25 protein-coding genes, 3 pseudogenes and 1 riboswitch are annotated in these 25,950 nt (G+C 40.8%); of the genes and pseudogenes, 24 read left to right on the forward strand and 4 right to left on the reverse strand.

Annotation, left to right across the window (positions count from 1 at the left end; genetic code table 11):
• The first annotated feature begins 40 nt into the window (after nucleotides 1–40).
• From spoVAEA to lysA, 3 genes and pseudogenes are all read left to right on the forward strand, one after another.
• Nucleotides 41–630 (forward strand): annotated as a pseudogene (spoVAEA, locus tag M5V91_RS01170) (stage V sporulation protein SpoVABEA).
• Entirely contained in the window at nucleotides 602–2,086 is a 1,485-nt protein-coding gene (locus tag M5V91_RS01175; RefSeq protein WP_009332819.1) for a spore germination protein, read from the forward strand. The pseudogene spoVAEA and the gene M5V91_RS01175 overlap by 29 nt, the downstream one beginning before the upstream one ends.
• 185 nt (nucleotides 2,087–2,271) lie before the next feature.
• On the forward strand, nucleotides 2,272–3,591 hold the full coding sequence (gene lysA, locus M5V91_RS01180) for a diaminopimelate decarboxylase (protein WP_019380345.1): 1,320 nt from the start codon (nucleotides 2,272–2,274) through the stop codon (nucleotides 3,589–3,591).
• 26 nt (nucleotides 3,592–3,617) lie between these two features.
• On the opposite strand, the gene M5V91_RS01185 is transcribed toward lysA, so the two are convergent.
• Nucleotides 3,618–4,487, reverse strand: coding sequence for a DUF1002 domain-containing protein (locus tag M5V91_RS01185; protein ID WP_009332817.1), 870 nt, complete (start codon nucleotides 4,485–4,487; stop codon nucleotides 3,618–3,620).
• Nucleotides 4,488–4,974: 487 nt separating this feature from the next.
• Here M5V91_RS01185 and M5V91_RS01190 point away from each other — a divergent pair, with 487 nt between their 5' ends.
• The gene (locus M5V91_RS01190) at nucleotides 4,975–5,349 is read left to right on the forward strand and encodes a GNAT family N-acetyltransferase (RefSeq protein WP_019380347.1); all 375 of its coding nucleotides are present in this window, start codon (nucleotides 4,975–4,977) and stop codon (nucleotides 5,347–5,349) included.
• A gap of 3 nt (nucleotides 5,350–5,352) precedes the next feature.
• Here M5V91_RS01190 and M5V91_RS01195 read toward each other — a convergent pair whose 3' ends face one another.
• Nucleotides 5,353–5,874 carry a DUF309 domain-containing protein gene (locus M5V91_RS01195; protein WP_019380348.1) on the reverse strand — a complete coding sequence of 174 codons (522 nt, stop codon included), beginning with the start codon at nucleotides 5,872–5,874 and terminating at the stop codon, nucleotides 5,353–5,355.
• Nucleotides 5,875–6,071: 197 nt separating this feature from the next.
• Entirely contained in the window at nucleotides 6,072–6,170 is a 99-nt protein-coding gene (locus tag M5V91_RS01200) for a YjcZ family sporulation protein (protein ID WP_019380349.1), read from the reverse strand.
• A 211-nt stretch (nucleotides 6,171–6,381) separates the two neighbouring features.
• Here M5V91_RS01200 and M5V91_RS01205 point away from each other — a divergent pair, with 211 nt between their 5' ends.
• The 20 genes and pseudogenes from M5V91_RS01205 to M5V91_RS01300 all read left to right on the forward strand — a co-directional run bounded on the left by M5V91_RS01205 (nucleotide 6,382) and on the right by M5V91_RS01300 (nucleotide 25,412).
• Complete coding sequence (locus tag M5V91_RS01205; RefSeq protein WP_009332813.1) at nucleotides 6,382–7,143, forward strand: segregation/condensation protein A; 762 nt, start codon at nucleotides 6,382–6,384, stop codon at nucleotides 7,141–7,143.
• Nucleotide 7,144: 1 nt separating this feature from the next.
• Nucleotides 7,145–7,732: an SMC-Scp complex subunit ScpB gene (scpB, locus tag M5V91_RS01210; RefSeq protein WP_071157033.1), complete on the forward strand. Its 588-nt coding sequence runs from the start codon at nucleotides 7,145–7,147 to the stop codon at nucleotides 7,730–7,732.
• A 119-nt stretch (nucleotides 7,733–7,851) separates the two neighbouring features.
• On the forward strand, nucleotides 7,852–8,271 hold the full coding sequence (locus M5V91_RS01215) for a hypothetical protein (protein ID WP_019380351.1): 420 nt from the start codon (nucleotides 7,852–7,854) through the stop codon (nucleotides 8,269–8,271).
• Nucleotides 8,272–8,302: 31 nt separating this feature from the next.
• Entirely contained in the window at nucleotides 8,303–8,791 is a 489-nt protein-coding gene (locus tag M5V91_RS01220) for a YpuI family protein (protein ID WP_009332810.1), read from the forward strand.
• Between the two features lie 182 nt (nucleotides 8,792–8,973).
• On the forward strand, nucleotides 8,974–9,864 hold the full coding sequence (locus tag M5V91_RS01225; RefSeq protein ID WP_019380352.1) for a superoxide dismutase: 891 nt from the start codon (nucleotides 8,974–8,976) through the stop codon (nucleotides 9,862–9,864).
• A 224-nt stretch (nucleotides 9,865–10,088) separates the two neighbouring features.
• Nucleotides 10,089–11,240: a D-alanyl-D-alanine carboxypeptidase family protein gene (locus M5V91_RS01230; protein ID WP_019380354.1), complete on the forward strand. Its 1,152-nt coding sequence runs from the start codon at nucleotides 10,089–10,091 to the stop codon at nucleotides 11,238–11,240.
• A complete protein-coding gene (locus M5V91_RS01235) occupies nucleotides 11,233–11,820 on the forward strand; it encodes a nucleoside recognition domain-containing protein (RefSeq protein ID WP_019380355.1) in 588 nt (195 codons plus the stop codon). The genes M5V91_RS01230 and M5V91_RS01235 overlap by 8 nt, the downstream gene beginning before the upstream one ends.
• Nucleotides 11,821–11,827: 7 nt before the next feature.
• Nucleotides 11,828–12,363 (forward strand): annotated as a pseudogene (locus tag M5V91_RS01240) (spore maturation protein).
• 457 nt (nucleotides 12,364–12,820) lie between these two features.
• Nucleotides 12,821–13,546 carry a 23S rRNA pseudouridine(2605) synthase RluB gene (gene rluB / locus M5V91_RS01245; protein WP_019380356.1) on the forward strand — a complete coding sequence of 242 codons (726 nt, stop codon included), beginning with the start codon at nucleotides 12,821–12,823 and terminating at the stop codon, nucleotides 13,544–13,546.
• A 184-nt stretch (nucleotides 13,547–13,730) separates the two neighbouring features.
• Nucleotides 13,731–14,255: a thiol-disulfide oxidoreductase ResA gene (resA, locus tag M5V91_RS01250; protein ID WP_019380357.1), complete on the forward strand. Its 525-nt coding sequence runs from the start codon at nucleotides 13,731–13,733 to the stop codon at nucleotides 14,253–14,255.
• A 19-nt stretch (nucleotides 14,256–14,274) separates the two neighbouring features.
• A pseudogene (gene resB, locus M5V91_RS01255) lies at nucleotides 14,275–15,905 on the forward strand (cytochrome c biogenesis protein ResB).
• Nucleotides 15,906–15,917: 12 nt separating this feature from the next.
• Nucleotides 15,918–17,099, forward strand: coding sequence for a c-type cytochrome biogenesis protein CcsB (ccsB, locus tag M5V91_RS01260; protein ID WP_009332802.1), 1,182 nt, complete (start codon nucleotides 15,918–15,920; stop codon nucleotides 17,097–17,099).
• Nucleotides 17,100–17,798: 699 nt separating this feature from the next.
• Nucleotides 17,799–18,515, forward strand: a complete 717-nt coding sequence (locus M5V91_RS01265) for a response regulator transcription factor (RefSeq protein WP_019380359.1) — start codon at nucleotides 17,799–17,801, stop codon at nucleotides 18,513–18,515.
• Nucleotides 18,512–20,296 (forward strand): ATP-binding protein, encoded by a 1,785-nt coding sequence (locus M5V91_RS01270; RefSeq protein ID WP_251175099.1) that lies wholly within the window; start codon nucleotides 18,512–18,514, stop codon nucleotides 20,294–20,296. Before M5V91_RS01265 ends, M5V91_RS01270 begins: the two co-directional genes overlap by 4 nt.
• A 253-nt stretch (nucleotides 20,297–20,549) precedes the next feature.
• Entirely contained in the window at nucleotides 20,550–21,101 is a 552-nt protein-coding gene (sigX, locus tag M5V91_RS01275; protein WP_019380361.1) for an RNA polymerase sigma factor SigX, read from the forward strand.
• Nucleotides 21,076–21,279, forward strand: coding sequence for a hypothetical protein (locus tag M5V91_RS01280; RefSeq protein ID WP_284521666.1), 204 nt, complete (start codon nucleotides 21,076–21,078; stop codon nucleotides 21,277–21,279). Before sigX ends, M5V91_RS01280 begins: the two co-directional genes overlap by 26 nt.
• A complete protein-coding gene (locus M5V91_RS01285) occupies nucleotides 21,243–22,343 on the forward strand; it encodes an RsiX family anti-sigma factor (protein WP_284521667.1) in 1,101 nt (366 codons plus the stop codon). Before M5V91_RS01280 ends, M5V91_RS01285 begins: the two co-directional genes overlap by 37 nt.
• Nucleotides 22,344–22,560: 217 nt before the next feature.
• Nucleotides 22,561–23,460, forward strand: a complete 900-nt coding sequence (locus M5V91_RS01290) for a LysM peptidoglycan-binding domain-containing protein (RefSeq protein WP_251175101.1) — start codon at nucleotides 22,561–22,563, stop codon at nucleotides 23,458–23,460.
• A gap of 69 nt (nucleotides 23,461–23,529) precedes the next feature.
• On the forward strand, nucleotides 23,530–24,342 hold the full coding sequence (locus M5V91_RS01295; RefSeq protein ID WP_071157041.1) for a histidinol-phosphatase: 813 nt from the start codon (nucleotides 23,530–23,532) through the stop codon (nucleotides 24,340–24,342).
• A gap of 151 nt (nucleotides 24,343–24,493) precedes the next feature.
• A riboswitch (FMN riboswitch) is annotated at nucleotides 24,494–24,665 on the forward strand.
• 162 nt (nucleotides 24,666–24,827) lie between these two features.
• Complete coding sequence (locus M5V91_RS01300) at nucleotides 24,828–25,412, forward strand: ECF transporter S component (protein WP_009332794.1); 585 nt, start codon at nucleotides 24,828–24,830, stop codon at nucleotides 25,410–25,412.
• A gap of 145 nt (nucleotides 25,413–25,557) precedes the next feature.
• On the opposite strand, the gene M5V91_RS01305 is transcribed toward M5V91_RS01300, so the two are convergent.
• Entirely contained in the window at nucleotides 25,558–25,806 is a 249-nt protein-coding gene (locus tag M5V91_RS01305) for a ferredoxin (RefSeq protein ID WP_009332793.1), read from the reverse strand.
• Nucleotides 25,807–25,950: the final 144 nt, after the last annotated feature.

The raw sequence follows: 25,950 nt of genomic DNA on the forward strand, positions 1-25,950 counted from the left end.
ATTTAAAGAAAAAATGAGGATTCGGAAAGGAAAAGCCGCTATGGATGAACGGAGGCACGTCATTCTTATAACAGATGGAGACGATTTTGCAAGGAAGACAGTTGAACTTGTTGCTAAGGAAATCGGAGGAAGATGTTTGTCCTTGTCGCATGGAAACCCTTCAATCTTAACCGGTCAGCAAATCGTCAAGCTAATAAAAAAGGTTTCCCATGATCCTGTCCTGGTTATGTTTGATGACAGCGGGTTTATCGGGGAGGGAACTGGAGAGAATGCGCTGAAATATGTTGCGTGCCATAAGGATATCGATGTTCTGGGAATCATAGCAGTTGCCTCAAAAACAAGACAGGCCGAATGGACAAAAGTAGATGTGTGTATTGATAATAATGGCGAATTAACCCCTACGGAGTTGATAAGTTTGGAGTTCCCGAGATGGAAATAGGCAGAATCAATGGTGATACCGTTTATTGTCTGGATCAGCTGGATGTGCCGATAATCGTGGGAATTGGCGATATCGGGAAGATGTCCAAAAAAGATCATTATGATGCAGGATCACCGATTACTAAAAAGGCAGTAGAACTTGTATTGGAAAGGAGCGGCTATTATGGCACAAAGGAAGACGAAAGAAGATAAGACACCCATATTTGAATCCGTACATGAAATTGAAAAATATATGAAAAATAGAGTCGGCCTGGGAGAAAGCTTCGATCTGGGTGTCAGAAAGCTAACGATCTTAAGGAAGGATGTACATTTCTATTATATTAACGGATTAACGGATACGAATTATATCATTGCTATCATTGAGGGATTGGTTGGAATCAATGACAGTGAAAAACTTTCCGCTAACCTTTTTAAAATCATTGAAAACAGGCTGAGGCATCAATCAATTGAACACATTAAAACAATGGATGAGCTGGTCGATCAGGTGCTCTCAGGTCTAATTGTGGTTGTAGGCGAGGGAGAGGGAGAAGGGCTTGTCATCGATGTCAGAAGCTATCCCGGCAGAACCCCTCAGGAGCCGGATACTGAAAAAGTTGTCCGCGGATCAAGAGATGGCTATGTAGAAAATATTATAGTAAACACGGCCTTAACCCGCAGAAGAATTAGGGATGAGAGACTGCGATTTGAGATAATGCGCGTAGGTGAAAGGTCTAAAACGGATGTTGCCATTGGTTTCATTAAAGATGTGGCCAATCAGGATTTAGTTGATTTAATTAGAAAAGAAATAAAAGCCATTGAAATAGATGGCATTACCATGGCTGATAAAACAGTTGAAGAATTTATACTGAAACAGGGTTACAATCCCTTCCCGCTGGTACGGTATACGGAAAGGGCAGATGTGGCAGCAGCCCATTTGCTTGAAGGGCATGTTATTGTTTTTGTTGATACTTCACCAAGTGTGATTATAACACCTACTACTTATTTCCATCATTTACAGCATGCGGAAGAATACAGGCAATCGCCAGCTGTCGGCACATTTGTCCGCTGGATTCGCTTTTTAGGTCTCTTGGCTTCTGTTGTGCTTTTGCCGCTATGGTTCTTGTTTGTTTTGGAGCCTTCGCTTCTGCCTGAAAGGATCGCGTTTATCGGACCAAACGAAGAAACGAATGTGCCTGTCATAGCCCAGCTGTTTCTTGCAGACATCGGAATTGAGTTTCTAAGGATTGCAGCCATCCATACACCTACACCGCTTTCAACAGCTATGGGCTTAATAGCCGCTGTACTTATAGGCCAAATTGCCATAGATGTTGGCCTATTTGTTCCTGAAGTCATTTTATATGTATCACTTTCGGCAATTGGAACATATACGACACCAAGCTATGAACTGAGCATTGCCAATAAAATTCTGCGATTGTGTTTGCTTGTGGCAGTTGCCATTTTCCATACACCCGGCCTAGTCGTGGGACTCACACTAATCATTCTCCTGCTGGCAAGCATTAAATCTTTAAATACACCATATCTATGGCCATTTATTCCATTCAGCCCGGTGGCTTTAACCCAAATCCTGATTCGCCGTTCCATGCCCGGTTCAAAGATCAGGCCGAGTATTGTCCAGACTAAAAATCGTTATAAGCAGCCTGTTAAATAAGAAATACGCGTAATGCCGATTGCGGAAATACACGAAATATGGTAAAGTTTTTTTAATTAAATAAAGGATTAAAGGAAACAGAATAGACAGTCTCTTACGCAGCTGTCTTTTTCTTTCATAAACTGATTAATCACGGGGGCAGGGGAACCTGGCCTGGCTCCTGCGGAAAAGGAAGAGGGGGAACCATGTATTTTCACGGCACCATGAAGGTAAATGAAAAAGGGCATCTTGAAATTGGCGGTATGGACACAGTCGATCTTGCCGGTCAATTTGGAACACCTTTATACGTATATGATGTGGCATTAATAAGAGAACGGGCAAGGGGATTTAAGCAGACTTTCGATAAGCTTGGAATAAAAGCACAAGTGGCATATGCAAGCAAAGCTTTTTCTACAGTGGCCATGGTTCAGCTTGTTGATGAAGAAGGTCTTTCTTTGGATGTAGTTTCAGGCGGAGAGTTATACACGGCTCTTGCTGCAGATTTTCCACCTGAAAGAATTCATTTTCACGGGAATAATAAAAGCAGAGAAGAATTGAAAATGGCTCTTAAGAATCAGGTCGGCTGTATTGTTGTCGATAATTTTTATGAGCTGGAATTATTAGAGGAGATTTGCGAATCTCTTGCAGCCAGGACAAAAATCTTACTGAGGGTTACACCTGGAATTGAAGCCCATACCCATGATTATATCTTAACTGGCCAGGAAGATTCAAAATTTGGGTTTGACCTTCAGAATGGACAGGCGGAAACGGCTTTACAAAAAGCGCTGAATTCAAGCTGGATCGAAACACTTGGACTGCATTGTCATATCGGTTCTCAGATTTTCGATACAACAGGATTCATTTTGGCTGCCAAGAAAATTTTTGAAAAGATGGCAGAATGGAAAGAAAAGCATGCTTATGAACCTATAGTGCTTAACTTAGGCGGAGGTTTTGGAATCCGCTATACAGAAGATGATGATCCGATTCATGCATCTCAATATGTTGAAGAAATCATTGGGGAAGTTAAGAAACAGGCTGAACATTACTCAATGAAGATGCCGGAAATTTGGATTGAGCCGGGGCGCTCCCTTGTGGGAGATGCAGGGACAACTTTATACCAGACGGGATCACGCAAAGAGGTTCCAAATGTCAGAAATTATCTGGCTGTGGACGGCGGCATGAGTGACAATATCAGGCCGGCTCTTTATCAGGCTAAATATGAAGCGGTATTGGCAAACCGGGTATTGGATAAACCCGAAGAGACAGTATCAATTGCCGGTAAATGCTGTGAATCAGGCGATATGCTTATTTGGGATTTGCCTCTTCCAAAAGCAGGGGATCAAGACCTCTTGGCGGTTTTCTGCACCGGCGCATACGGCTATTCCATGGCAAACAACTATAACCGAATTCCAAGGCCGCCTGTCGTTTTTATTGAAAATGGAGAGGCAAAGCTGGTTGTTAAAAGAGAAACATACGAGGACATTTTAAGATTGGATTTGCCAATCAATGAAAAAATAAAAAATTAAGCTGCCCGTCAAGGCAGCTTAATTTTTTAAGAGAAGAAGGCTTTAACAGCGTCTATTACACTCACAAAAAAACGCTTTAAACTTTCTAAAAAACCTTGGCCTTCTTCACTTTCAAGGTATTTGGATATTTTGTCTTTTGCCTGGTTAAGCTGCTCGCCGACCTGATTCCAGTCGATATCAAGCTCTTTCAGCTTGTTGAACAAATCTATTAAACTTAAAATCTCCTGTTCAGTCAGAGTGATGCCGAGTTCCTTGGCGGCATTTTCGATAATAGTTCTTAGTTCTGCATCGGTTTCAGGTGAGTTTTTTGCAATTTCCTCTTTAATTTTGGCAATTAAAGCAGCAGCATTCTCGTTTCCGACCGAATCGCCAAGCTTAGCTGTTTCGACCATTTCTTCATTAGCCGCCTGTTTTACTTCTTCAGGGATTGTTTTTTCGGCCGAAATTTCATATGCCTTGATGATGCCTGTTAAGGCAGCTGTTCCGGAAACATTCGCAGGAGCTGTTATATAGATTTTCGCATCTTTTACACCTGCAGTAATCAAGGCATTAATATACATTTCATCAGTAACCCAGTTGATATTCTTTGTCTCAACTTCAAGTCCGGAGCCTTGTTTTGCTATTGTGACAGCTGAAGAAGATATCGCTCTCGTGCCTATTAAAGCTTTAGAGATATAATTGCCAAGATATTTATGTTCTTCTTCATTTGAAACAGTAATGATGGCCGCATCTTTCGGAGCTTTCATTTCAGCCAGAAGCATATTTTTTTGTTCTTCTGATAGATTCTCTCCTAGGGTGACAATTACGTCACCTTCTGCCATATCGGCAAATGCCTGTATCGGCATAATAAATAATAGCGAAATCATGAATAGCGCAAGCATTTTATTCCATTTCATGCGGTTTCCTCCCGAAGCAAAAATAGGTAAGCCATGTATGACAAGTCTGCCTTAATTATAATGGCTTCCTGTAAATAGACGATTCTTATGCGGAAAAGTTTCAATTCTTCTTTACCTGAAACATTAGCTCAAAATGCCTATTTCAGCAAGCAGAATGGAATTATCAAAAAGAATAGTGTAAAATGAATGATAGTTTGTGAGTCATAGGATTTATATAAATGGGGGCAGTAAGGAATCATGAAAAAAGCAATTGGCTTCTTTTTATTTTATTGCTTGTCTTAAGTATCGGATGGGGACTGGTTTACTGGTTTTTTATAGTTTAGAGCCGTCTTGTATCAAAAAAGGCGCTAAGGCAATGAATTATACGGTTTTTATTCGAAAATAGCAACATTCAGCATGAATACATATACTGTTATGGTAAGTTTATAAATATTAAAAAGTGGGAAAAATAGTTATGATGTTTTTATTCAAATAATGAGGGATTAATATGCTAATTCGATATAAAAAATCATTTGAAAAAATTGCAATGGGTCTTTTATCTTTCATGCCTAATGAAAAAGACCTGAAAAGGCTGCAGCAGACGATGAAGCAATATGAATCAGAAGAAAATTGGCAGCTGTTTTTGTGGAAGGAAGACGAAGATATAATTGGGCTGGTTGGGGTTACATCAAGTGATCAGACCATGGAGATTCAGCATATCTCTGTTAACCCGTCACACCGGCATCAAGGGATAGGCAAAACAATGATAAAAGCATTGGATGAACTATACCCTGGCAAAACGTTAACTGCAACTGATGAAACGGAAGCTTTTTTGAACAAGTGTGATATCAATAATGAAAATAAAGAAAAAGGCAGCGAATAATTATTATTCCTGCCTTTTTTTCTGATTCAGGGCATCCAGTCTCTCTTTAATGACCATTGTTCTATCTCTTCTTTTATGGCGGTGAACAATTTCTTTATCCAGTAGAATGCTGTCAGAGCACCAGGCAAATCCCTTGGAGGAGCAAACATCCATGCATTTTTCCTTAAGCAAGTGGTCTGTTATTGGCAAATTAACGCTCGTGTACTTACCGCCTTTTTGTATCAGCTCGAGCCTGTCCTTAAGGTCTTTCATCAATTGATCTGCATTAAGTCCCAGTGCCGTCAAATCTGCAGGACTGCACTCCAATATGCCGATTCCTTTGCGGAGAGTACGTTCGGCACCATTATTATTTTCTCTGCGATGATGATAAAAAGAAACTGCCATGAGAATTAGCCCAACCCATGTAGAACTTTTATTGTTTCGATCTGTATTCTTCCAGTATTCCTCCAGTATTTCGTGACATTCAAAATAATCACGGTCACCATGAAAATGGACCATGAACTCGATATATGCATCAGGATACATACTTTCACTCCTTGACAATTCTTTCTTTATTTTAACATAGGAGAAGCGGTTATCAGAAAAATAAAAACCCGGCGATTTAACCGGGCTTTTGAACACGTATATTTTGGCGCTTCTGGCTGGTCTCTGAAAGGCAATCCTTTTTCAGGTCCAGCCAGCAAAGTGCTGAATTTGTTATTTACTGTATTTAACGCAACAATTTAGAAGCACCAGGAAGCTCCTACAATAATTAAAAGGATGAACAACACTACAATTAAAGCAAACCCGGTTCCGCAATCTCCAAATCCAGAATTAGACATTCAAAATACCTCCTGTATCTTTATTTCCATACATCGTATGTAGGCAATTGCCTGAATGATTGGGCGCATCAAAAAAATTTGAAAATGAAATTGGGGGCATTCCGGACATCAGGGTTATTTTTCTATTGGATAACATTAATGAATAATCTATACTAGATATAGTCTTTTGGCGTTTAACGGAATCAATATTAGGAAAATTTGGTGGGTATTTATGCAATATGATCATTATAACGTAAAAATAGATGCGTTCGAGGGGCCGCTGGATCTCCTTCTTCATCTTATCAATCGGCTGGAAATCGATATCTATGACATTCCTGTATCAGAAATAACCGAGCAATACCTCATTTATATACATACAATGAAAGAGCTCCAGCTTGACGTAGCAAGCGAATATCTTGTGATGGCAGCTACACTGCTGGCTATTAAAAGCAAAATGCTCCTGCCAAAGCATGAAGAGGAAGAGCTGGAGGATGAATTTGGAATGGAAATGGAGGAAGATCCAAGAGATGAACTTGTAGAACGGCTGATTGAATACCGTAAATATAAGGAAGCTGCAGAAGAGCTTAAGGAGCGCGAACAGGATAGAAGTTTAATGTATACAAAGCCGCCTGCAGACCTTTCAGAATATGTGAATGATTCTCAGCAGGAAAAAGCTGATTTGAATGTAAGTCTTTATGATATGCTTGGTGCTCTGCAAAAGTTATTAAGAAGGAAGAAACTGCAAAGGCCGCTTTCTGCGAAAGTTGCCCGTCAGGAGATTCCCATAGAGAAGCGGATGTCTGAAATTGTGGACCAATTAAGGAATTTTAAGGGGAGGAAAAAATTCACCGACCTTTTTCCAATATCAGACAGAGAACATATAGTGGTTACTTTCTTGGCGGTGCTGGAGTTAATCAAGCGCAAAGAAATACAGGTCGAGCAGGACAGAAACTTCTCGGATATCTTTGTAGCGTCCATGGAAGGAGACAAATAGTATGGAGATTATTAATTGGAAAGGAATTGCTGAAAGCCTTCTGTTTGCAGCCGGTGATGAAGGCTTATCCCTAAAGCAAATTGCCCATGTTCTGGAGGTGGAAGAACTTCAGGCCCGTGAAATCATGGACAGCCTTATTGAAGACTACAGCAATAGCAGCCGCGGAATTATGGTGGTTGAACTGGCAGGGACTTTTCAGCTGGTTACGAAAAAAGAGTTTTCTGCGTATTTAAAAAAGCTGGTAGAATCTCCATCGTCCGCTTCCTTATCTCAGGCGGCACTCGAGACATTGGCAATCATTGCTTACAGACAGCCTATTACAAGGACAGAGATTGAAGAGATAAGGGGAGTCAAGACAGAGAGGCCTCTTCAGACATTATCGGCAAAAGTACTGATTAAAGAAGTTGGACGGGCAGAAGGAACAGGGCGGGCCTACCTGTATGGAACGACTAAAGAATTCCTTGATTATTTTGGCCTTAAAAGCATAGAAGAGCTTCCGCCGCTCCCCGATAAGGTTAGTGAAGAAGAGGATTCCTTCCAGGAAGAGGCAGATTTATTCTTTGAGAAGTTCCAGGAGCTAGATTCTTGAGTTTTCTGACACATTACATAGGAAGTGTGGTAAAATAGATTTATATTTTTCCCTTTCCTTTTAAAACAGCTGTCATACATATCATCTTAAAACCGTCGGGGGAAATAGGAGGGTTTTGCTTGCTGATTAAACATTGCATTGGATACGAGCTTGAAAAAGAAAAGCCGAACACTTCGGAAGACTTTTTTAACAGAAGCGAGATTGTGTTCGAAGAAGATGGGCAGGAGAAAACTTTTCATGTTTTATATGTCCGTTTCTTTGATGAATCCATGAATGAGTTCACACCCTATGAACAGGACCCGGTCTTCATTGCTGGTTCGAGAGAGGTGCAGTTCAAGGATCTTGTTGCTCTTTCATGTTTATTAAAGAACCCGGGTTTTAGGCATCGCAAACGAATTTATCTTAACTCAAAGGCTGATTTTGCATCCTATTTTCAGGATCTGGACTTTTCCAAGCTTCCATCCATTTTTGAAGCGCTGGAGAATAAAAAATCCTTTGACCTGCGATCACCTTTAGATTTTATTGTTCAACCGCAGTAATAGCCAGTGTATAAATACGGGGGTGTAATGGATGGGGAATTCAATCGTTAAATCACAAATGGAAGATGTGAAAAATTTCCTCGGTAATAGCGTTGCCGCTTTTGAAGATTTCTTAAATAATACAACGATTAAAGATCTTGAAACAGAAAAGCAGGGAAATGTGAATTATTATAAAAGCATTCTTTCACATGTCAGAAAACTCCTGGTTTATTGTGAAGAAGGGCTTGATACCTGCACGATCATTTTAAAAAGTGAACCCTTCCAAAAGGGGGCTGCCGAAAAGACATTATATCGGATTTACCATCAGTGCATTGAAGAGTTTTTCTCTCCGAAAAATGATGCCTGGTTTGAGAATAGCCGTTCAGCATATACTGGAAAAAACTCAATCCAATTCCACGAGGAAGTTCCTGACAGCCTAAAAACAATGTTCAGGCAGCTGGAAGGAGAGTTCCAGCGGATTCGGGAGGAACTTGAATATTACGAAACCGACTACCGGACAAAAATGATTCAATCAAAATAGGAATGTTGAAGAACAGCAGGCGGCTGTTCTTTTTTTGTGGGCGGGTTTACTGCAGTCTAGCGGGCAGTAAAAGATTGAAGTTTCACTTTATATGCAGGTTTCCAATTTTCTTTGGAAAACGTACAAACTTCCACTCATACAAATAGAAAGTGAGCTATAAAAAGAAGTGAGTGAGGGATTGTATGAGTAAAATGGAAGATTACATCAAGGAAGTTACAAAATGGAACAAAGAGCTAAGAGATTTCTTAGACTCGGAGGATGTTGAACAAAACGATGAACTGTGGCAAAGGCTGGATCATTTTACCGAAATTATGGATGGAATAAACGGTCCCCTCGATATTGAAGCCCTGGAAAAGCTGCAGGAACACGTAGATACTCTTCATTCCGATATGGAGAATTATTTTACTAATAGACAGCAGCTTGGAAATATCTATATCAATGAACCGTACATTTCTGCGGGTAAGCACTTTTTGCCTCCGCTCCCTTATGATTACAGTGCACTTGAACCGCATATCTCAGGTGAAATTATGAGACTGCATCATGATAAGCATCATCAATCTTATGTGGATGGATTGAATAAAGCAGAAGTGATGCTTCAAAATGCGAGAGACAATAATGACTACAGTCTCGTAAAACACTGGTCCCGTGAACTCGCCTTTCATGGATCGGGCCATTATTTGCATACGATATTCTGGAATAATATGAGCCCTGAGGGCGGAGGAAAACCTTCTGGGGCACTCCTCAAAGAAATTAACAAATACTTTGGGAGCTTTGAGAGGTTCAAAAACCATTTCACTGAAGCAGCCAAACAGGTAGAGGGCGTAGGCTGGGCAATACTGGTCTGGTCGCCAAGAGCGCGCAGACTCGAAATACTTCAGTCGGAAAGACATATGCTCTTAACCCAGTGGGATACGATCCCATTGCTGGTTTTAGATGTATGGGAACATGCATATTATCTGCAATATAAAAATAATCGTGGAGATTATGTGAAAAGTTGGTGGAATGTTGTCAACTGGAAGGATGTAGAAGACAGGTATTTAAAAGCATCTGAGTTAAAATGGAAGCCGTTCTAAATAGGAGAAGAAATAAGAAAAAGGGGAGTACCAAGAGTATTCCCCTCATTTTTGATGGACAAGCCTTTTCCAAAGCCGCCTGACAAGTCAAACTTAATAGTCATATCACTACTTGTCCTGCATAAACTTGTACAAATAAATGAAAAACATGGAGCTCCTCTCTGCGGGGGGATCCTGTATTTCGCTCAATTTGACATTCCACAAAGGAGACGGGGTTTTGTGCAATGAAATGGTTTAGAAGGCTGATGGCCATGGTTTTGGCCACCGCGTTGATGGTGATGAATATTCCTCAGAAGGCAGAAGCGTCTGTTTCAGTAAGTGCCCGGAGTGCCATATTAATGGAGCAGGATTCTGGCCGTATCCTTTACCAGAAAGATGCAAATGAAGTGAGGAGAATAGCAAGTATTACAAAAATAATGACAGCAATTCTGGCTATAGAGTCCGGAAAAATGGACGACATGGTTAAAGTAAGTGAGCGTGCTGTCAGAGCGGAAGGCTCCTCGATTTATCTAAAGGCAGGCGAAAAAATTAAGCTTGAAGATCTGGTCTATGGACTCATGCTTCGTTCAGGCAATGACTCTGCTGTTGCAATCGCAGAGCATGTTGGCGGAAGTCTTGAAGGATTCGGCTTTTTAATGAATAAGAAAGCTGAAGAGATTGGCATGAAGAACACACATTTCGCAAATCCCCATGGTCTGGATGATCATGAAGACCATTATTCGACAGCGTATGATATGGCTTTGCTGACCAGGTATGCAATGAATAATGAGACATACCAAAAGATTGCTGGTACAAAGGTGCACAGAGCACCAAATCCGAATGAAAGCTGGGACAGGGTGTGGAAAAATAAAAATAGGCTCCTGACTGAATTATATGAGTATTGCACCGGGGGAAAAACAGGATATACAAAAAGGGCAAAAAGAACTCTTGTTACAACAGCATCCAAAGGCAGCCTTAATCTGATTGCAGTAACCTTAAACGGACCCGATGACTGGAATGACCATATTAATATGTATGAGACAGCTTTTAAAACCTATGAAATTGTGGAAGTCCTGCCCGAGGGAATTATAGATGATATTGATGAAGAATATTATAAAGGCAAAGTTTATTTAAAGCATCCCTACCACTACCCTGTTTTAAAAGAGGAAAAAGACAAGTTTAAGATTAATATAGAGCTGCAGAAACCTGAAACAGAGTGGAAAGACAGCCGGACAATGCCTGAAGTCATAGGACAGGCAACAGTGTATTTTGAAGATCAGCCTGTTAAAAAACTTCCTTTATATTACAAGCATGATAAAGCAAAAGAAGATAAATCGCTTTTAGAATACTTTAAGGGTCTTTTTACCTCCATTGCGGGAGTGAAGATCAATGGTTAATATCATTTGGGTAATGCTTACCGCTATAGGCATTGTCTTTGCCATGATAAATGGCACCATAAACGAAGTGAACGAAGCCATTTTCAATGGTGCAAAAGAAGCGGTCACGTTATGTATCGGTCTAATCAGCATACTCGTTTTTTGGCTGGGAATGATGAGAATTGCAGAGGATGCCGGATTGCTGAAGAAGCTTGCTTCCTTATTCCGGCCTCTTGTGAAAAGGCTATTTCCAGAGGTGCCGGGTGATCACCCGGCGATGGGATATATGCTGTCAAACATGATGGCCAATATGTTCGGTCTTGGAAACGCAGCTACCCCGCTCGGTATAAAAGCTATGGAAGAGCTGAAGCAATTGAATGGGGGCAAAAATGAAGCGAGCCGCTCTATGATTACCTTTCTGGCCATCAATACTTCAAGTCTTACTTTAATTCCTACAACCGTGATTGCAATACGGATGAATTATAATTCCGCCTCGCCAACTGATATTGTAGGTCCCACTTTAGTGGCTACATTCTGTTCAACATTGGCCGCAATAATGATTGACCGTTATTTCTATTATCGAAGAACGCGTAAAGGATGAGGTTAGGATGGAGATTGTGTCAGCTGTTTCCCTTTGGTTAATTCCTATTTTAATAGGATTTATATTAATATATGGAACATTTAAGAAAGTTCCTACCTATGAAAGCTTTACTGAAGGCGGAAAAGAAGGCATAAAAATTGCTGTATCCATCATTCCGTTTCTTGTCGGCATGCTTGTAGCCATATCGGTCTTCAGGGCTTCCGGCGCTCTGGAGTATTTTATGGATCTGATCAGGCCCGGACTAGATGCCCTTGGAGTACCTCCTGATATCGTGCCCCTGGCTATTATCCGTCCGATCTCTGGTACTGCAGCTCTGGGAATGACCAGTGATTTAATCGCTGTCCATGGTCCCGACTCGTTCATAGGCAGACTTGCCTCAGTGCTTCAGGGCAGTACAGATACAACTTTTTATGTACTGACGGTCTACTTTGGGGCGGTAGGAATCAAAAAATAGGAGATGCCCTCAAAGTCGGACTCTTAGCCGATTTGGCAGGCATCATTGCCTCCATAGTGATTGTAACACTTGTTTTTGGAAATATGTAAAACAGAATGGAAAATAAAAGGCGTTTAATATAGGGTCTTAACGATGAGTCAGGTTGTTGCTATTTAACTGCAAACGAAGTTTAACCATCGGGCTGATTGGACTGGAGAGCACTTGATCCTCGAAAATGCATTCGTATTTTCTTCGTGCGGTGTAAATTCACAGAAGAAAATCCAATGTCCGGCGTGAGGAGGCTATCGTTCCTCTCTGCGGATTCACTAGCCGCAGCGGAAATCAGCGGATATCAGTTTAAAAACAAAACATCCTATTAATTAAAAGATACCTAATTAGGTGTCTTTTTTTATTTTTATCTAAATTCCAACATTCAGTAATTACAGACTATTTCTGATGCAAGCTGTTTTAACTATGGTTTGCTTTGAAAACTTGACGAATTATGTCATAATTCAGTAGGAGTGAAAAAGTATGAAATACTGTTAATAAAACTTTGAGGTGACATATATGGAAAGATTGCAGAAGGTTATTGCCCATGCTGGGTTTGCTTCGCGAAGAAAAGCGGAAGAGCTAATGGCTGAAGGCCGTGTAAAGGTTAATGGAAAAACAGTGAAGGAACTGGGAGTTAAGGTCTCTCCTTCAGATCGGATTGAAGTGGATGGAATTCCAGTTGAGAGAGAGGAGCCCGTTTATTTCCTTCTCTATAAGCCAAGAGGAGTAATTTCTGCCGTTTCCGATGATAAAGGCAGAAAAGTCGTCACGGATTTCTTTGAAGGAATCAAACAAAGAATTTACCCTGTTGGCAGATTGGATTACGATACATCCGGAATTCTCATTCTTACCAATGACGGGGAATTTGCAAATCTTTTAATGCACCCAAGCAATGAGATTGAAAAAGTCTACGTTGCCAAGATAAAAGGCATCCCTTCAAAAGAAAGCATGAGAAGCCTTCAAAGAGGAGTGGTCCTCGAAGATGGAAAAACAGCGCCTGCTAAAACCAAACTTTTATCAATGGATAAGAAAAAACAGACAGCCATTGTGGAAATCAGCATCCATGAAGGACGAAATCGCCAGGTTAGAAGGATGTTTGAAGCCATTGGCCATCCTGTTCTGAAACTGAAGAGGGAGAGATACGGCTATCTTACTTTGCAGGGTTTATCAGCGGGAGATGCGAGAGAACTTACTGCCCATGAAGTTAAACAGCTGCGGGCACTTGCTATGAAGAAGAAATAGTGAGCACAATAAAAATTCATAGAAGTGTCACAGTTACGATAATTTGTTAACAATATAGGTATGATGAAAAATGCTATAATAGTAAACAGCTATGAGGCTAAATTCTTTTTCCATATGTTACATATTAACGTATTAAAGGTACGATTTTTGATCTGAAAAGGATGCCTTAGGAGGGAAGTTTTTTATGAAGAAGCAGCGTCTGGTAATGAGAACAGTCATATTGCTTGTCCTTGGTGCTGCCGTGGCATATACGCTATACGCTAATTTTACGAAAGACAAGATTCAAAAGGTTGCTGTAGGAGAAAAGGCACCTGATTTCGTTTTGACAGACATGGATGGAAATAAACACCGGTTATCAGATTATGAAGGCCAGGGTGTTTTCCTGAACTTTTGGGGAACATGGTGCAAGCCCTGTGAGAAAGAAATGCCATATATGAACAACCAATACAAGCAATTTAAAGATGAGGGTGTTCAGGTTTTGGCTGTCAATGTAGGAGAAACAGATTTGGCAGTTAATAAATTTTCTGAGCGTTACGATTTATCTTTCCCGATTGTCATTGATAAGAATACCCAGGTTCAATCAGCTTACGGGATTAATCCTCTTCCTGCAACTTTCCTTATCGATAAAGACGGGAAGGTAGTCAAGTATATTACAGGAGAGTTGACTGAAGATACAATCAAGAACTATATGGAACAGATTAAACCATAAGTTACGGGGAGTTTTATATATGAAAGAAGTAAAATGCGACTGCGGCCATGTAAATCCCATAGGAACGATACTATGTGAGTCATGCGGCAAGGTATTGGAAGAAAAAGAAAAAGATAAGAAACTTCTGGATATGCGGTATGAAGGTAGTGCACGCCGTTCGCAAACCTATAACAAAACCATAATTGATAAAATATGGAATTTCTTCTCGTCTGTAAAGGTTGGAGTCTGGCTGATTGTCATAACGCTGATTGCTTCAGCCCTAGGAACGATTCTCCCTCAGGAAATGTATATTCCGCCGATCATGCCTGCTGAAGAATATTACGAAGATCAATATGGATGGATAGGCAAATTATACTATGATTTAGGATTCCATAACCTTTACAGCTCATGGTGGTATTTGATTTTGATTGCCTCAATCGGCATATCGCTTGTAATATGCAGTCTGGATAGGGTAATCCCTTTGTACAGGGCTCTAAAAAACAGAGGGTAAGCCGTCATGAAAGCTATCTCCAGCGCCAGCGGGTTTTTGGGGTTTCACAGGCAGAAGACACTGATCAGGCATTTACTATGGCAAAAGAAAAATTAAAATCAAAGAAATACAGCATCAGAGAAGAGGATGGAAACATCCTTGCCGAGAAGGGACGTTTTTCAAGATGGGGCCCATACGTTAACCATGTAGGGCTTATCATATTTTTAATCGGCGGAATGCTGCGTTTTGTACCAGGCATGTACGTTGACAAAATACTCTGGATCCGGGAAGGCGAGACAAAGGTCATTCCTGAAACCAATGGAGAATACTACCTTAAAAATGATGGCTTCATCCTTGAAATGTACGATAAAGAGAAAGATAAAGAAGTGTTTGAAGAAGCGATCGATAAAGCAGGAATGGTAGCAAAAAATTATCAGTCCAATGTGACTCTTTATAAAAAACAGGGAGATACAGTTGCAGGGGAAGAGGCTGATCTCGAGAAAGTTAAGGATTTTGAAATTAAGGTAAATAACCCTCTGAAGTTTGAAAAATTTGCATTATACCAAGTAGATTACAAGCTTAATGAGCTTAACAAAATGTCCTTTGCCCTGACCAATAAAAAAACGGGTGAAGAATATGGTGATTTAACAGTCGACCTGAACGATCCTCAGGATGTATATGATCTTGGAAATGGCTATAAAGCTGAAGTTGTCAGCTATTTTCCTGATTTTGAATTTGATGAAAATGGGGAACCGATAACAAAGTCCAGAGTTCCTAATAATCCTGCCTTTGTTTTTAAAATGTTTACTCCGGATAAGCCAGATGGCGAAATTAGCTTCGTTGCAATCAGACAGACAATTGAACCTTTTGGTGATAATGAATATAAGATGGCATTTAAAGGCATAGATACTAAAAATGTATCGGCTCTGACTGTCCGAAAAGATTTAACCCTATGGATTATTGCATTGGGCGGTGTTATTTTCATGATAGGTGTTGCACAGGGGTCTTATTGGAACCATCGAAGAATCTGGCTGCGCCGTGTCAATGGAGAAGTATGGGTAGCCGGACACACTAACAAAAACTGGCATGGACTTAAAAGGGAAATAGAGGCAGCATTGGACGGAACCGGAATTAAGGTGCCGGAAGACCAGCTGCAAAATCAAAGTGAAAAGAAAGGCTAAGGAGGAATCTGAGTGGTTACAATAAGCAGCAATTTACTATACACAGCTTTTATCCTCTATTTAATTGCTACTGTCTTTTTTGCTGGCTCCATAAAGGATAAGAAAAATACAAACAAAGGGCCAAACAAATGGGCGGCAATCGGATTATGGATTACCATTATCGGGTTTGCTGCACAGTTGGGCTACTTTATTACGAGATGGATTGCAGCCGGGCATGCGCCTGTCAGCAATTTATTTGAATTTACAACATTCTTTGGAATGTCGCTTGTAGGTGCTTTTATAGTGATTTACTTAATTTATAAAACACCTATTTTAGGAGTCTTTACGCTTCCTGTTGCTTTGCTTATGATCGCTTATGCAAGTATGTTTCCGCGGGAAGTTTCACCCCTGATCCCGGCTCTGCAGAGTGATTGGCTTCATATTCACGTTACAACTGCAGCAGTTGGACAGGCTATTTTAGCTGTCAGCTTTGCTGCAGGAATTATCTATTTGGTTAAATCAGTCGATCAATCTAAGCAAAGCAAACAGAGATTCTGGCTAGAAGCCGTTATGTTTGGCTTGGTTTGTACACTTGGCTTTATTATTATAAGCTCAAGCTTTTCAGCTTCCGGCTACAAGGCCGAATTTAACTGGGTTGATAAAAACGGACAGGAAGATGTTCTTGAGTATCATATGCCCGCTTTAACAGGTCCTAACGAAGGAAAGCTGATTACGGAAGGGAAATTTGAACCGCTGGCGGAAATGCCTGCAATTATTAATGCAAAAAAATTAAATACAGTTATATGGTCATTGGCTTCAGGTATCATTTTATATCTTGCATTAAGATTGATTCTCCGAAAAAGAGTTGGAGCTGCGCTTCAGCCGCTTGCTAAAAATATTAATCTGGATTTGGTTGATGAGATCGGCTACCGTTCAGTATTAATCGGATTTCCGGTATTTACGCTCGGAGCGTTGATATTTGCCATGATATGGGCACAAATTGCCTGGACTCGTTTCTGGGGATGGGATCCAAAGGAAGTATGGGCACTTATTACCTTCCTATTTTATGCTGCCTATCTTCACCTTCGCCTTTCAAAGGGCTGGCATGGTGAAAAGTCTGCGTGGCTTGCAGTAATCGGATTTATCATTATCATGTTTAACCTGGTTGCGGTAAACCTGGTCATTGCAGGATTGCACTCCTACGCCGGATCATAACAAGAAAAGCGGAAGCCGCCTTGCTCACCCCCGACAAGCACAAGACGGGCCTCCCGGAAAGGCGTCCTTTGCCTTTTTGGGAGGATTACTCGAAATGTGGAGGCGACTGCCCTATCAACGTACGCAGACTAAGATCGCCACGTCCTGTGGCAACGTCTGCATGACCCGCATCCTGCGGGCCTCAGGCATAAGACGGTTCCTGTTAGAAGGCGTTCTTCCTTCTGAAAGGAAACGCCTTATGACCCCGAGTCCCTGGGAGCCGAAACAAGACAAGCTTGTGACCTCGAGGGGGTAGGCGCTGGAGTTAGACAGTTCTCAAAAATCAAAGATAATAATTCTGATATTAATCATACAAGCCTTCACTTCACAACAGTGAAGGCTTTAATTAAAGCTATAATTCTTCTGTGATTTTCTGCTCTATATTTACTATGTGTCACCGCGATTTGATTGGAGCGGAAGGTGAGAGATCCTCGAATATGCATCCGCATTTTCTTCGTGCGGTGTTCTTTCGAGGAAGCTCATTCAACGTCCTACGGGAGTAGCGTACCAGGGAGACCCCGCAGACGCTAAGCGTCGGAGAATCCAGGCAGCCCCGTGTGTCGCTAAGTGCCTGCAGCGGAAATCCACGGGCAGAATTCTTTAGCTAAAATAGATTTTTGAGAAGAGCCATTTCTATTGAACGTTAGGGGGATTTGAAAAATGGAAAACCAAGTGAAAATTCTACTAGTGGATGATGAAGAAAGAATCCGCCGTTTATTAAAGATGTACCTTGAGCGTGAAAATTATTCGATTGATGAAGCGGAAAATGGAAACCAGGCTTTGTCAAAAGCTCTCGCAAATGATTACGATGTCATCCTTTTGGATTTAATGATGCCCGGCAAAGACGGCATTGAAGTCTGCAGAGAGCTGAGAGAGAAAAAAGCTACTCCTGTGATCATGCTGACAGCCAAAGGGGAAGAAGTTAACCGCGTACAGGGATTTGAAGTGGGCACAGATGATTATATTGTAAAGCCTTTCAGCCCGAGGGAAGTTGTGCTGCGAGTGAAGGCATTATTGCGCAGGTCTTCTAAAACTACCTACCTTCAAACAGAAACAACAGCAAAGGATGTAATTGTTTTTCCTCATCTAACGATTGATAATGATGCTCACAAAGTGTTGGCTGATGGAAAAGAAGTCAGTTTAACGCCAAAGGAATATGAACTTCTCTATTTCCTGGCAAAGGCACCGGATAAGGTTTTTGACAGGGAGCAGCTGCTTAAGGAAGTTTGGCACTATGAATTTTTCGGAGATTTAAGAACTGTCGATACACATGTGAAGCGCTTGCGTGAAAAATTAAATAAAGTTTCTGAGCAGGCTGCCAGAATGATTGTCACTGTTTGGGGAGTGGGCTACAAGTTCGAGGTTATTAATGAATGATGCTCTTTAGGAGTGTTGCAGGTAAGCTTTGGGGCACAATTCTTTTGTTAGTTTCCTTTGTACTGCTAATTTTAACAGTCATGCTGCTTGAGTTTTTTGAAAATTACCATATAAATGAAACAGAGAAAGGATTATCAAATACAGCCCATAAAATAACCAGAATTTTAAAAGAGCATAATCGTGAAGTCGGTTTGGAGATCTCCTGGGAACTTGTCGACGATGTTACAAAAGTAGTCATTATTAACTCGCCGAAAGAGTACTACTATTCTCCAAATCATACAGGTTCATTAAAACTCCCTATCTCCTACCTCACCGAGGAAGATGATTTAAAAGAAGTCCTCACGGAAGATAAGACTGTAAAAAAAGTAACATCCGTTAATCCTGAGTACACAGATGTAGCCGCAGATGATGACAGCAAGATTCTTATAATTGGGGTCCCTCTTGAAGGGGACAGCAGCAATGGGGCCGTCTTTATCTATCAATCCATTGAAGTCATGCATGAAACACTGCGTTCAACGACTAAATTTATTTTGCTGGCTGCAGGAGTTGCCATTATCCTAACAACCATCTTTGCATTTTTCTTATCGACAAGAATTAATGCTCCGCTCAGAAAAATGAAAGAAGCTGCCTTTGAGGTAGCAAGAGGTAAATTCGACACAAAGGTTCCGATCCTGACTAATGATGAGGTTGGCGAATTAGCCATGGCTTTTAATCAAATGGGCAGACAGCTGAAATTCAATATGAATGCTCTAAGCCAGGAAAAAGAACAGCTGGCAAGCATTCTAAGCGGGATGGCTGATGGGGTAATCACCTTCAACCGGGATGGCACGATCCTCATCACAAATCCTCCTGCAGAGCGGTTTTTGCAAAGCTGGTTTTATGAACTGGATGACATTGAGAATAATACAGAGGAAGTGCCATCCAAAGTCATGGAGCTTTTCCAGCTTGCTGTTAATACCGAGAAGGAGCAGATCGGAGAAATCTCTATACAAGGACGTTCCTGGGTGATAATCGTAAGCCCTCTTTATAATAATAAATATATAAGAGGAGCGGTTGCGGTTATCAGGGACATGACGGAAGAGCGTAAGCTTGATAAGCTCCGGAACGATTTTATAGCGAATGTTTCTCATGAATTAAGGACGCCGATTTCTATGATGCAGGGATATAGTGAAGCGATTGTCGATGATATTGCCGGAACGGACGAAGAGAAAAAAGAGATGGCAAGTGTCATTTATGATGAATCCCTGAGAATGGGCCGGCTTGTGAATGAATTGCTGGACCTTGCCAGAATGGAAGCCGGACATATTCAGCTGACAATGGAAGAAACTGAAGTGAATTCCTATCTGCAAAGAATTATCAGGAAGTTCCAGGGGCTGGCAAAAGAGAAGGAAATTAGTCTGGAACATGATCTGCAAAGCAAGGGTGTCCCTATTCAAATTGATCCGGACAGAATTGAACAGGTTATGACTAATCTGATTGATAATGCCATCCGGCATACCCCTCAGAATGGAGAGGTAAAAGTGCTCGAGAGAAGTGATGAACGGGGACTGTTTATCGAAGTGAGAGATTCTGGCTCAGGGATTCCTGAAGAAGACCTGCCGTTTGTATTTGAACGCTTTTATAAAGCGGACAAAGCAAGAACGAGAGGCCGATCTGGAACTGGCCTTGGCCTTGCAATTGCAAAAAATATAATTGAAGCTCATAAAGGACATATTACCGTTCAAAGCAAGACCGGACACGGTACGACATTTTCAATCTTTATCCCTCGAAATGAAGGATAAAGGCGAGAAATGTGGCGATTGTTCTTGATACACGGGAAACAATTTGTCATAGGCTTAGGGAAGGAGATGCATAAAGTTTCCTTCCCTTTTTTTGAAATATAGTTCTAATCAACAGGCCGGGCGTTTTTGAAGGCAAGGGAGTAATCCTGCACCCAAACAGGCTCTTGCGCTTTTCTGCAAAATAATAATATAGTTAAACTGTAACTTTTTTTAGAGAGAGAACGACTATTTTATTGAACGGGGAGGGGAATCCATGGACTCCGTTTTTGATGATCTTTATAAAAAATACCATCATGACGTTTTTCAATTTCTATTTTATATGGTCAAAAACAAGGAACTGGCTGAGGATTTAGTCCAGGAAGTCTATATAAGAGTATTAAAATCATATGAAAAGTTTGAAGGGAAAAGCAGCGAAAAAACATGGCTCTTTTCCATTGCGCGGAATGTTGCCATAGATTCCTTTCGCAAGCAAAAGGGCTGGAAGCAAAGGATTATGGAGAAATTTGACTGGTCAACTCAGGAGGTAAAGGATGAACTTCCCTTGCCGGAAGAAATTGCCCTGCAAAGAGAAGAAATTCAGCTGATCTACCGCTGTCTGGATTTATGCACCATTGACCAGAGGCTTGTCATAATTATGAGATATATACATGAACTCAGCATTAATGAAACAGCTGATGCACTTGGCTGGTCCGAAAGCAAGGTTAAAACAACCCAGCATCGTGCCTTAAAGGTGCTTAAGAAACATATGGAAGATTTTAAGGTAAAGGAGGGAATGGATAATGAAGGAATCAAAGTGGAGCGATGAGCAGCTTCAGGAATTGCTGAGTCAGTTGCCTAAAATTAAAGATGATCGTGATCCGAGAGACATTTATCAAGCCATCGAAATTAAGATGGGAAAGCAAAAAACAAAACATGGATCCTGCCATCTATCGCAGCGGCTGCTGCATTGCTCCTGCTTTTTATTCTCGTCCCAAACCTTATGAGCTGGCAGGAGTCTGCCGATAAGCAGGTCGAATCGAAAGCGGACCAATCAACCTCATCTGAACAAATAACAAGTGAAAATAACACTTTTCTGGAAGCAAAAGAGGAAGACTCTGAATTAATTGCTCAAGAGAAAGGCTCAGAAGAACAGGACCAGGCAGAGCTGTCCACTGAGCCGGAAGCGGAAGCGGAAGTAAATGATGAGGAGATAAGCCAGAAGACGGTTGCATCAGAATCTAGCCCTACTGCCGTTTATGAAGAAGATTTGGCAGGGAAAGAGGTACTGACTTATGCGATTCCAGATCAGGCGGCACAAAATATTGTACCCGTCAGTGTTTTAGTTGATGAAAATCCTGCCAGGACGAAATTTGAATTATTTGAAGACACAATGGGCAGGCTGACCGAAGATGAATGGGGTTTAGAGGATTACTATCCTCTGAAAGCAAATTTCACCTATGATCAGGGAAATAAAATGTTAACTGTTGATGTGCCAGCGGATCATCCATATAGTATGTCTTCCACGACAGAATTACTTTTAGAGAAGGTCTTGTCCAATATAATGAATAATCTTGATATTGAAAAGATTAACCTCATGACTGAAGGGGAAATCGGCATTGAATTTAGCCATTACGGATATAGAGAGGAATTTATCCCGGAAAATAGCAATGGTAACTTAATTTATTATTTCTTATATCCAAATGGCGCAGATTCAACACCATTCCTGGTCCCGCTAAGAGAGCAGCTCAACTCTATAAAAGATGCTCTAACAGCTATGAAGCAAAACCGGACTGAAAATAATTTACAGGCATCCATACCAGAAGACATTGATTTTGAAACAGAAGAAATACAGGATGGCAAACTCTTAATCCGTTTTAATAATGAATCAGAAATAATTGATGATGAATCAACACTTCATGCGATTGAAGCAATACTTCTGACGGCAAAAGACTTTGATTTTGACACGGTTAAATTGGAAAATGCAGATGTTGATAAAATAGGCAAGTTTGACCTTACAGAAGAATTAAAAGTACCAATAGCAGCGAATAAACGAGATTTGCCAAATTAGAGAGGCGGCCCATGTGGCTGCCTTTTCTTTTTCAGGGATAAAAATCCCTCAGGTCTGCATAAAAACTATGCTGCTGGAAGTATACTAATAACTGTGCTTTTAAGAGCTTTATTATTAATTGTTCTAAAAGAGTACAAGCTGTCATAGGGTGAAAGAGAGTGCGGTCACTGAAAGGCACTCGTACGGATATTTCAGCTGACAACATAGGAGGAAAAGAATGAAGGATTACATAAGACGTTTCTTTATCGCAGGAATAATGGCTCTTTGTGTGAGTCTGTTATTTCTGGGAGGGAAGCATTCTAAAGCTGCCGAGCCAAAAATTCCGGAACTGACAGAGCATTGGGTATGGCCTGCAGATGGTGTAATTACAGACACGTTTGGGACAAGAGAAGGACAGCATAAAGGCATTGATATAGCTGGAGATTCCGGGTCTCCAGTTTATGCTGTTGACGCAGGAATTGTGTCCAGGTCTTATTATTCCCAAACATATGGAAATGTGATATTCATTAAACATAACAATCAAACTGAAACAGTATACGCCCATCTGGATAAACGCTTTTCTGCTGAAGGAGAAAGTGTTGGGCTGGGACAGAAAATCGGACTGATGGGAAGCACGGGTGACTCCTCAGGGGTGCATCTCCATTTTGAAATACATACGCAGGCATGGACAGCTGATAAAATAAATGCAGTTGACCCTTCTGTTGCATTTGGGATGGGAGAAGTTGGACAAGCTGTAAATGCAGTGATGAAAGTTGAAAATGCGCGTGAAGTTTCAGCACGGCCATCTAATTTTGAGTCAGGGAAAATAAAAAATGGTTTCGAGGAAACTTACCATATAGTTAAAACAGGGGAAACATTATGGTCTATTGCTGCACACTATAATTTGCGGGCCGGGGAAATTGCGGATTTAAATAATATTAATCCTGATCACATTTTTTCAGGTCAAAAACTATTGATAAAACCCGTGAAATCTTTAGAATACACTGTTAAACAGGGAGATACTCTATCTTCTATAGCAAAAATGCATGATACAACGGCAGAAACAATCAAAGAATTAAATAATGCCGATTCAGATACTATAAAAATTGGACAAATTCTAATCATTCGCAAAAAATAGAATAGAAATGATTGCACCGCTTTACTCCCTTAAAGTATAATGGGTAAAAAAACTGGGGGAGTTTGAGAAATGCTTACAGACTATCATAATCATCTCGAAAATGGCACGTTGAGCCTGGATTATTTAAGAAAATTCACAGATGCTGCAGCCCGGAAAGGGATTGAATCTTTTGGAATCTCAGAGCATGCATATCATTTCTATCAGACAGCAGACATCCTGCAGAATTCATGGGTAAACGAAAGGCGCTTTTATGATATGAAAGACTATGTGAATGTTTTTCATGAAGCGTGGAGCAATGACATAGATGTGAAGATGTCAATTGAAATGGACTACACGCCAGGCAAACACCGTGAAATGGCGAAGTTTATCAATAGTTATTCTTTTGACTATGTTATTGGATCCATTCATTGGGTTGGAGATTTCGGCATAGACCTGGCTGAATTTAGGAAAGAATGGGATAAAAGGGATTTATATGATGTATATCGTAAGTACTTTGATCAGGTGGTCACTCTGGCTCAGTCAAATTTATTTGATATTGTTGGCCATTTAGACCTCGTGAAAATTTTTAAATATGTTCCCCAGGACGAAGAATTCCTGCTGGAGCAATATGATCGTGCAGCCAATGCGCTGGCAGAATCCAAGACATGTGTTGAAATCAGCACGGCTGGTCTGCGAAAACCAGTGGGGGAACTATACCCGGACAAACGGCTTCTTCAGAAATGCTATGATAAAAATATCCCGATTGTTCTTTCGTCTGATGCACACTTTCCTGAACATGTAGGTGCAGATTTTGAAAAAGCAATTGATCTTGCAAGAGAAGTGGGGTATCAGTCCATCATGACATTCTCAAAAGGAGAAAGAAAGGAATTTCCGCTTGGATAATATAAAGGATGGCATATTGCCGTCTTTTTTTGTTATATCGATAAAAATCTGTAAGGCTCTCGGTTAGAGAGATTCTCTATATCTGTCAGGTAAACATATCCCTTCACAGAATAACTTTTTTCAGTATAATTAATTTGTATAAATAAATACGGTCTATCTTCGGGGCAGGGTGAAATTCCCGACCGGCGGTGATGGGTCATTCTTGACTCTAAGCCCGCGAGCCTGAAAGCAGAGTTTTTGAAGAGAAACCTTTGCGGTTAATTTGGGCAGGATTTGGTGCGATTCCAAAGCCGACAGTACAGTCTGGATGGGAGAAGATGGAGGTTCTGCAGACGTTCAAAAAATGCAGGTTTTGAACGTTATTAAGCGTGCCTTTGCAACTCTCCCTCAAGTTATATTAGCTTGAGGGTTATTTATTGCGAAGACATTTGCTTAGCTGAACCTTTCTTCTTTAGGAGAGATAGTCCTTAAAAGGAGAGAGGAACATGAAAAAACTTAATATCAAAACCATGGTTGCCATCGGAATGCTGAGCAGCATCTCTTACGTATTAATGCTTCTCAATTTTCCAATCCCGCCGTTTCCGCAATTTCTGATGATTGACTTCAGTGATATTCCTGCATTAATCGCTGCGTTAATTTTTGGGCCGGCAGCAGGGATTTTGGTGGAACTTATTAAGAATATTCTTGACTACTTCATGACAGGGAGTGCAACAGGAGTACCTGTTGGGCATATTGCAAACTTTGCCGCAGGCATTTTGTTCGTCCTGCCGACTTACTATATGTACAGCAAGCTGAAAACAAAAAAGGGCATGACGTTTGGACTTGTTATCGGCACAATGGTTATGGCTGTCATAATGAGTGTGCTTAATTACCTTGTAATACTGCCGGCATATACTTTCTTCCTTAACTTCCCTGCAATGTCAGCACCTGAAATGAGAACTATGATTGTGACAGGGATTTTGCCATTCAATATTATAAAAGGTTTAATCATTTCATTTGTTTTCATGCTTATTTTTACACGCATGAGAACTTGGGTGGAGAAGCAGGCTGTTATAAAAAGCGCAGCTTAATAATATATAAGTTTAAAGCAGCGGCAAATGTGCCGCTGCTTTTTCTGTTCACTCCATTTAATCTTGTTAAATGTTAACATAAAAAACTCCCTTTCATGATGAAAGGGAGCAGCAGCTTAACAAAGGGTAAAGTATGGTTGAAGGATTATTCGTATTTAAGCGGATCGCCATCAAAAGCATCATCAGCTACTTTAATTGAATCGGTTGGGCAGCCTTCAAATGCATCCATCATATCATCAACTAATACATCAGGAATTTCAACGATACCCTGGTTATCATCAAGGGTAACGAAAGCGATGCCTTCATCATCATAATCATAAATGTCCGGTGCAGCTGCGCCGCAAGCTCCACATGCAATGCATGTTTCTTTGTCAACAATTGTATACTTTGCCATGAAAAAAACCTCCCAAGATTTAAACAATTAATCGTCCATCAAGATGATGGTAACACATTCCTCACATCTATTGTAAAACTGAATGTTCAACTTTTCAATAGAAAATGTATTGAGAATGCTTATCACACAAGGGTTTAGGCATAA

This window comes from Cytobacillus pseudoceanisediminis (assembly GCF_023516215.1).
GTDB lineage: Bacteria > Bacillota > Bacilli > Bacillales > Cytobacillaceae > Cytobacillus > Cytobacillus pseudoceanisediminis.

Coding starts and splice junctions, on each gene's coding strand:
- M5V91_RS01190 (WP_019380347.1), top strand. CDS start 4,975: ATGCTAATTCGATATAAAAAATCATTTGAAAAAATTGCAATGGGTCTT.
- scpB (WP_071157033.1), top strand. CDS start 7,145: ATGGAGATTATTAATTGGAAAGGAATTGCTGAAAGCCTTCTGTTTGCA.
- M5V91_RS01305 (WP_009332793.1), bottom strand. CDS start 25,806: ATGGCAAAGTATACAATTGTTGACAAAGAAACATGCATTGCATGTGGA.
- resA (WP_019380357.1), top strand. CDS start 13,731: ATGAAGAAGCAGCGTCTGGTAATGAGAACAGTCATATTGCTTGTCCTT.
- M5V91_RS01205 (WP_009332813.1), top strand. CDS start 6,382: ATGCAATATGATCATTATAACGTAAAAATAGATGCGTTCGAGGGGCCG.
- sigX (WP_019380361.1), top strand. CDS start 20,550: ATGGACTCCGTTTTTGATGATCTTTATAAAAAATACCATCATGACGTT.
- M5V91_RS01220 (WP_009332810.1), top strand. CDS start 8,303: ATGGGGAATTCAATCGTTAAATCACAAATGGAAGATGTGAAAAATTTC.
- rluB (WP_019380356.1), top strand. CDS start 12,821: ATGGAAAGATTGCAGAAGGTTATTGCCCATGCTGGGTTTGCTTCGCGA.
- M5V91_RS01225 (WP_019380352.1), top strand. CDS start 8,974: ATGAGTAAAATGGAAGATTACATCAAGGAAGTTACAAAATGGAACAAA.
- M5V91_RS01265 (WP_019380359.1), top strand. CDS start 17,799: ATGGAAAACCAAGTGAAAATTCTACTAGTGGATGATGAAGAAAGAATC.
- M5V91_RS01230 (WP_019380354.1), top strand. CDS start 10,089: ATGAAATGGTTTAGAAGGCTGATGGCCATGGTTTTGGCCACCGCGTTG.
- M5V91_RS01270 (WP_251175099.1), top strand. CDS start 18,512: ATGATGCTCTTTAGGAGTGTTGCAGGTAAGCTTTGGGGCACAATTCTT.
- lysA (WP_019380345.1), top strand. CDS start 2,272: ATGTATTTTCACGGCACCATGAAGGTAAATGAAAAAGGGCATCTTGAA.
- M5V91_RS01175 (WP_009332819.1), top strand. CDS start 602: ATGGCACAAAGGAAGACGAAAGAAGATAAGACACCCATATTTGAATCC.
- M5V91_RS01300 (WP_009332794.1), top strand. CDS start 24,828: ATGAAAAAACTTAATATCAAAACCATGGTTGCCATCGGAATGCTGAGC.
- M5V91_RS01235 (WP_019380355.1), top strand. CDS start 11,233: ATGGTTAATATCATTTGGGTAATGCTTACCGCTATAGGCATTGTCTTT.
- M5V91_RS01290 (WP_251175101.1), top strand. CDS start 22,561: ATGAAGGATTACATAAGACGTTTCTTTATCGCAGGAATAATGGCTCTT.
- M5V91_RS01195 (WP_019380348.1), bottom strand. CDS start 5,874: ATGTATCCTGATGCATATATCGAGTTCATGGTCCATTTTCATGGTGAC.
- M5V91_RS01200 (WP_019380349.1), bottom strand. CDS start 6,170: ATGTCTAATTCTGGATTTGGAGATTGCGGAACCGGGTTTGCTTTAATT.
- M5V91_RS01280 (WP_284521666.1), top strand. CDS start 21,076: ATGAAGGAATCAAAGTGGAGCGATGAGCAGCTTCAGGAATTGCTGAGT.
- M5V91_RS01295 (WP_071157041.1), top strand. CDS start 23,530: ATGCTTACAGACTATCATAATCATCTCGAAAATGGCACGTTGAGCCTG.
- M5V91_RS01185 (WP_009332817.1), bottom strand. CDS start 4,487: ATGAAATGGAATAAAATGCTTGCGCTATTCATGATTTCGCTATTATTT.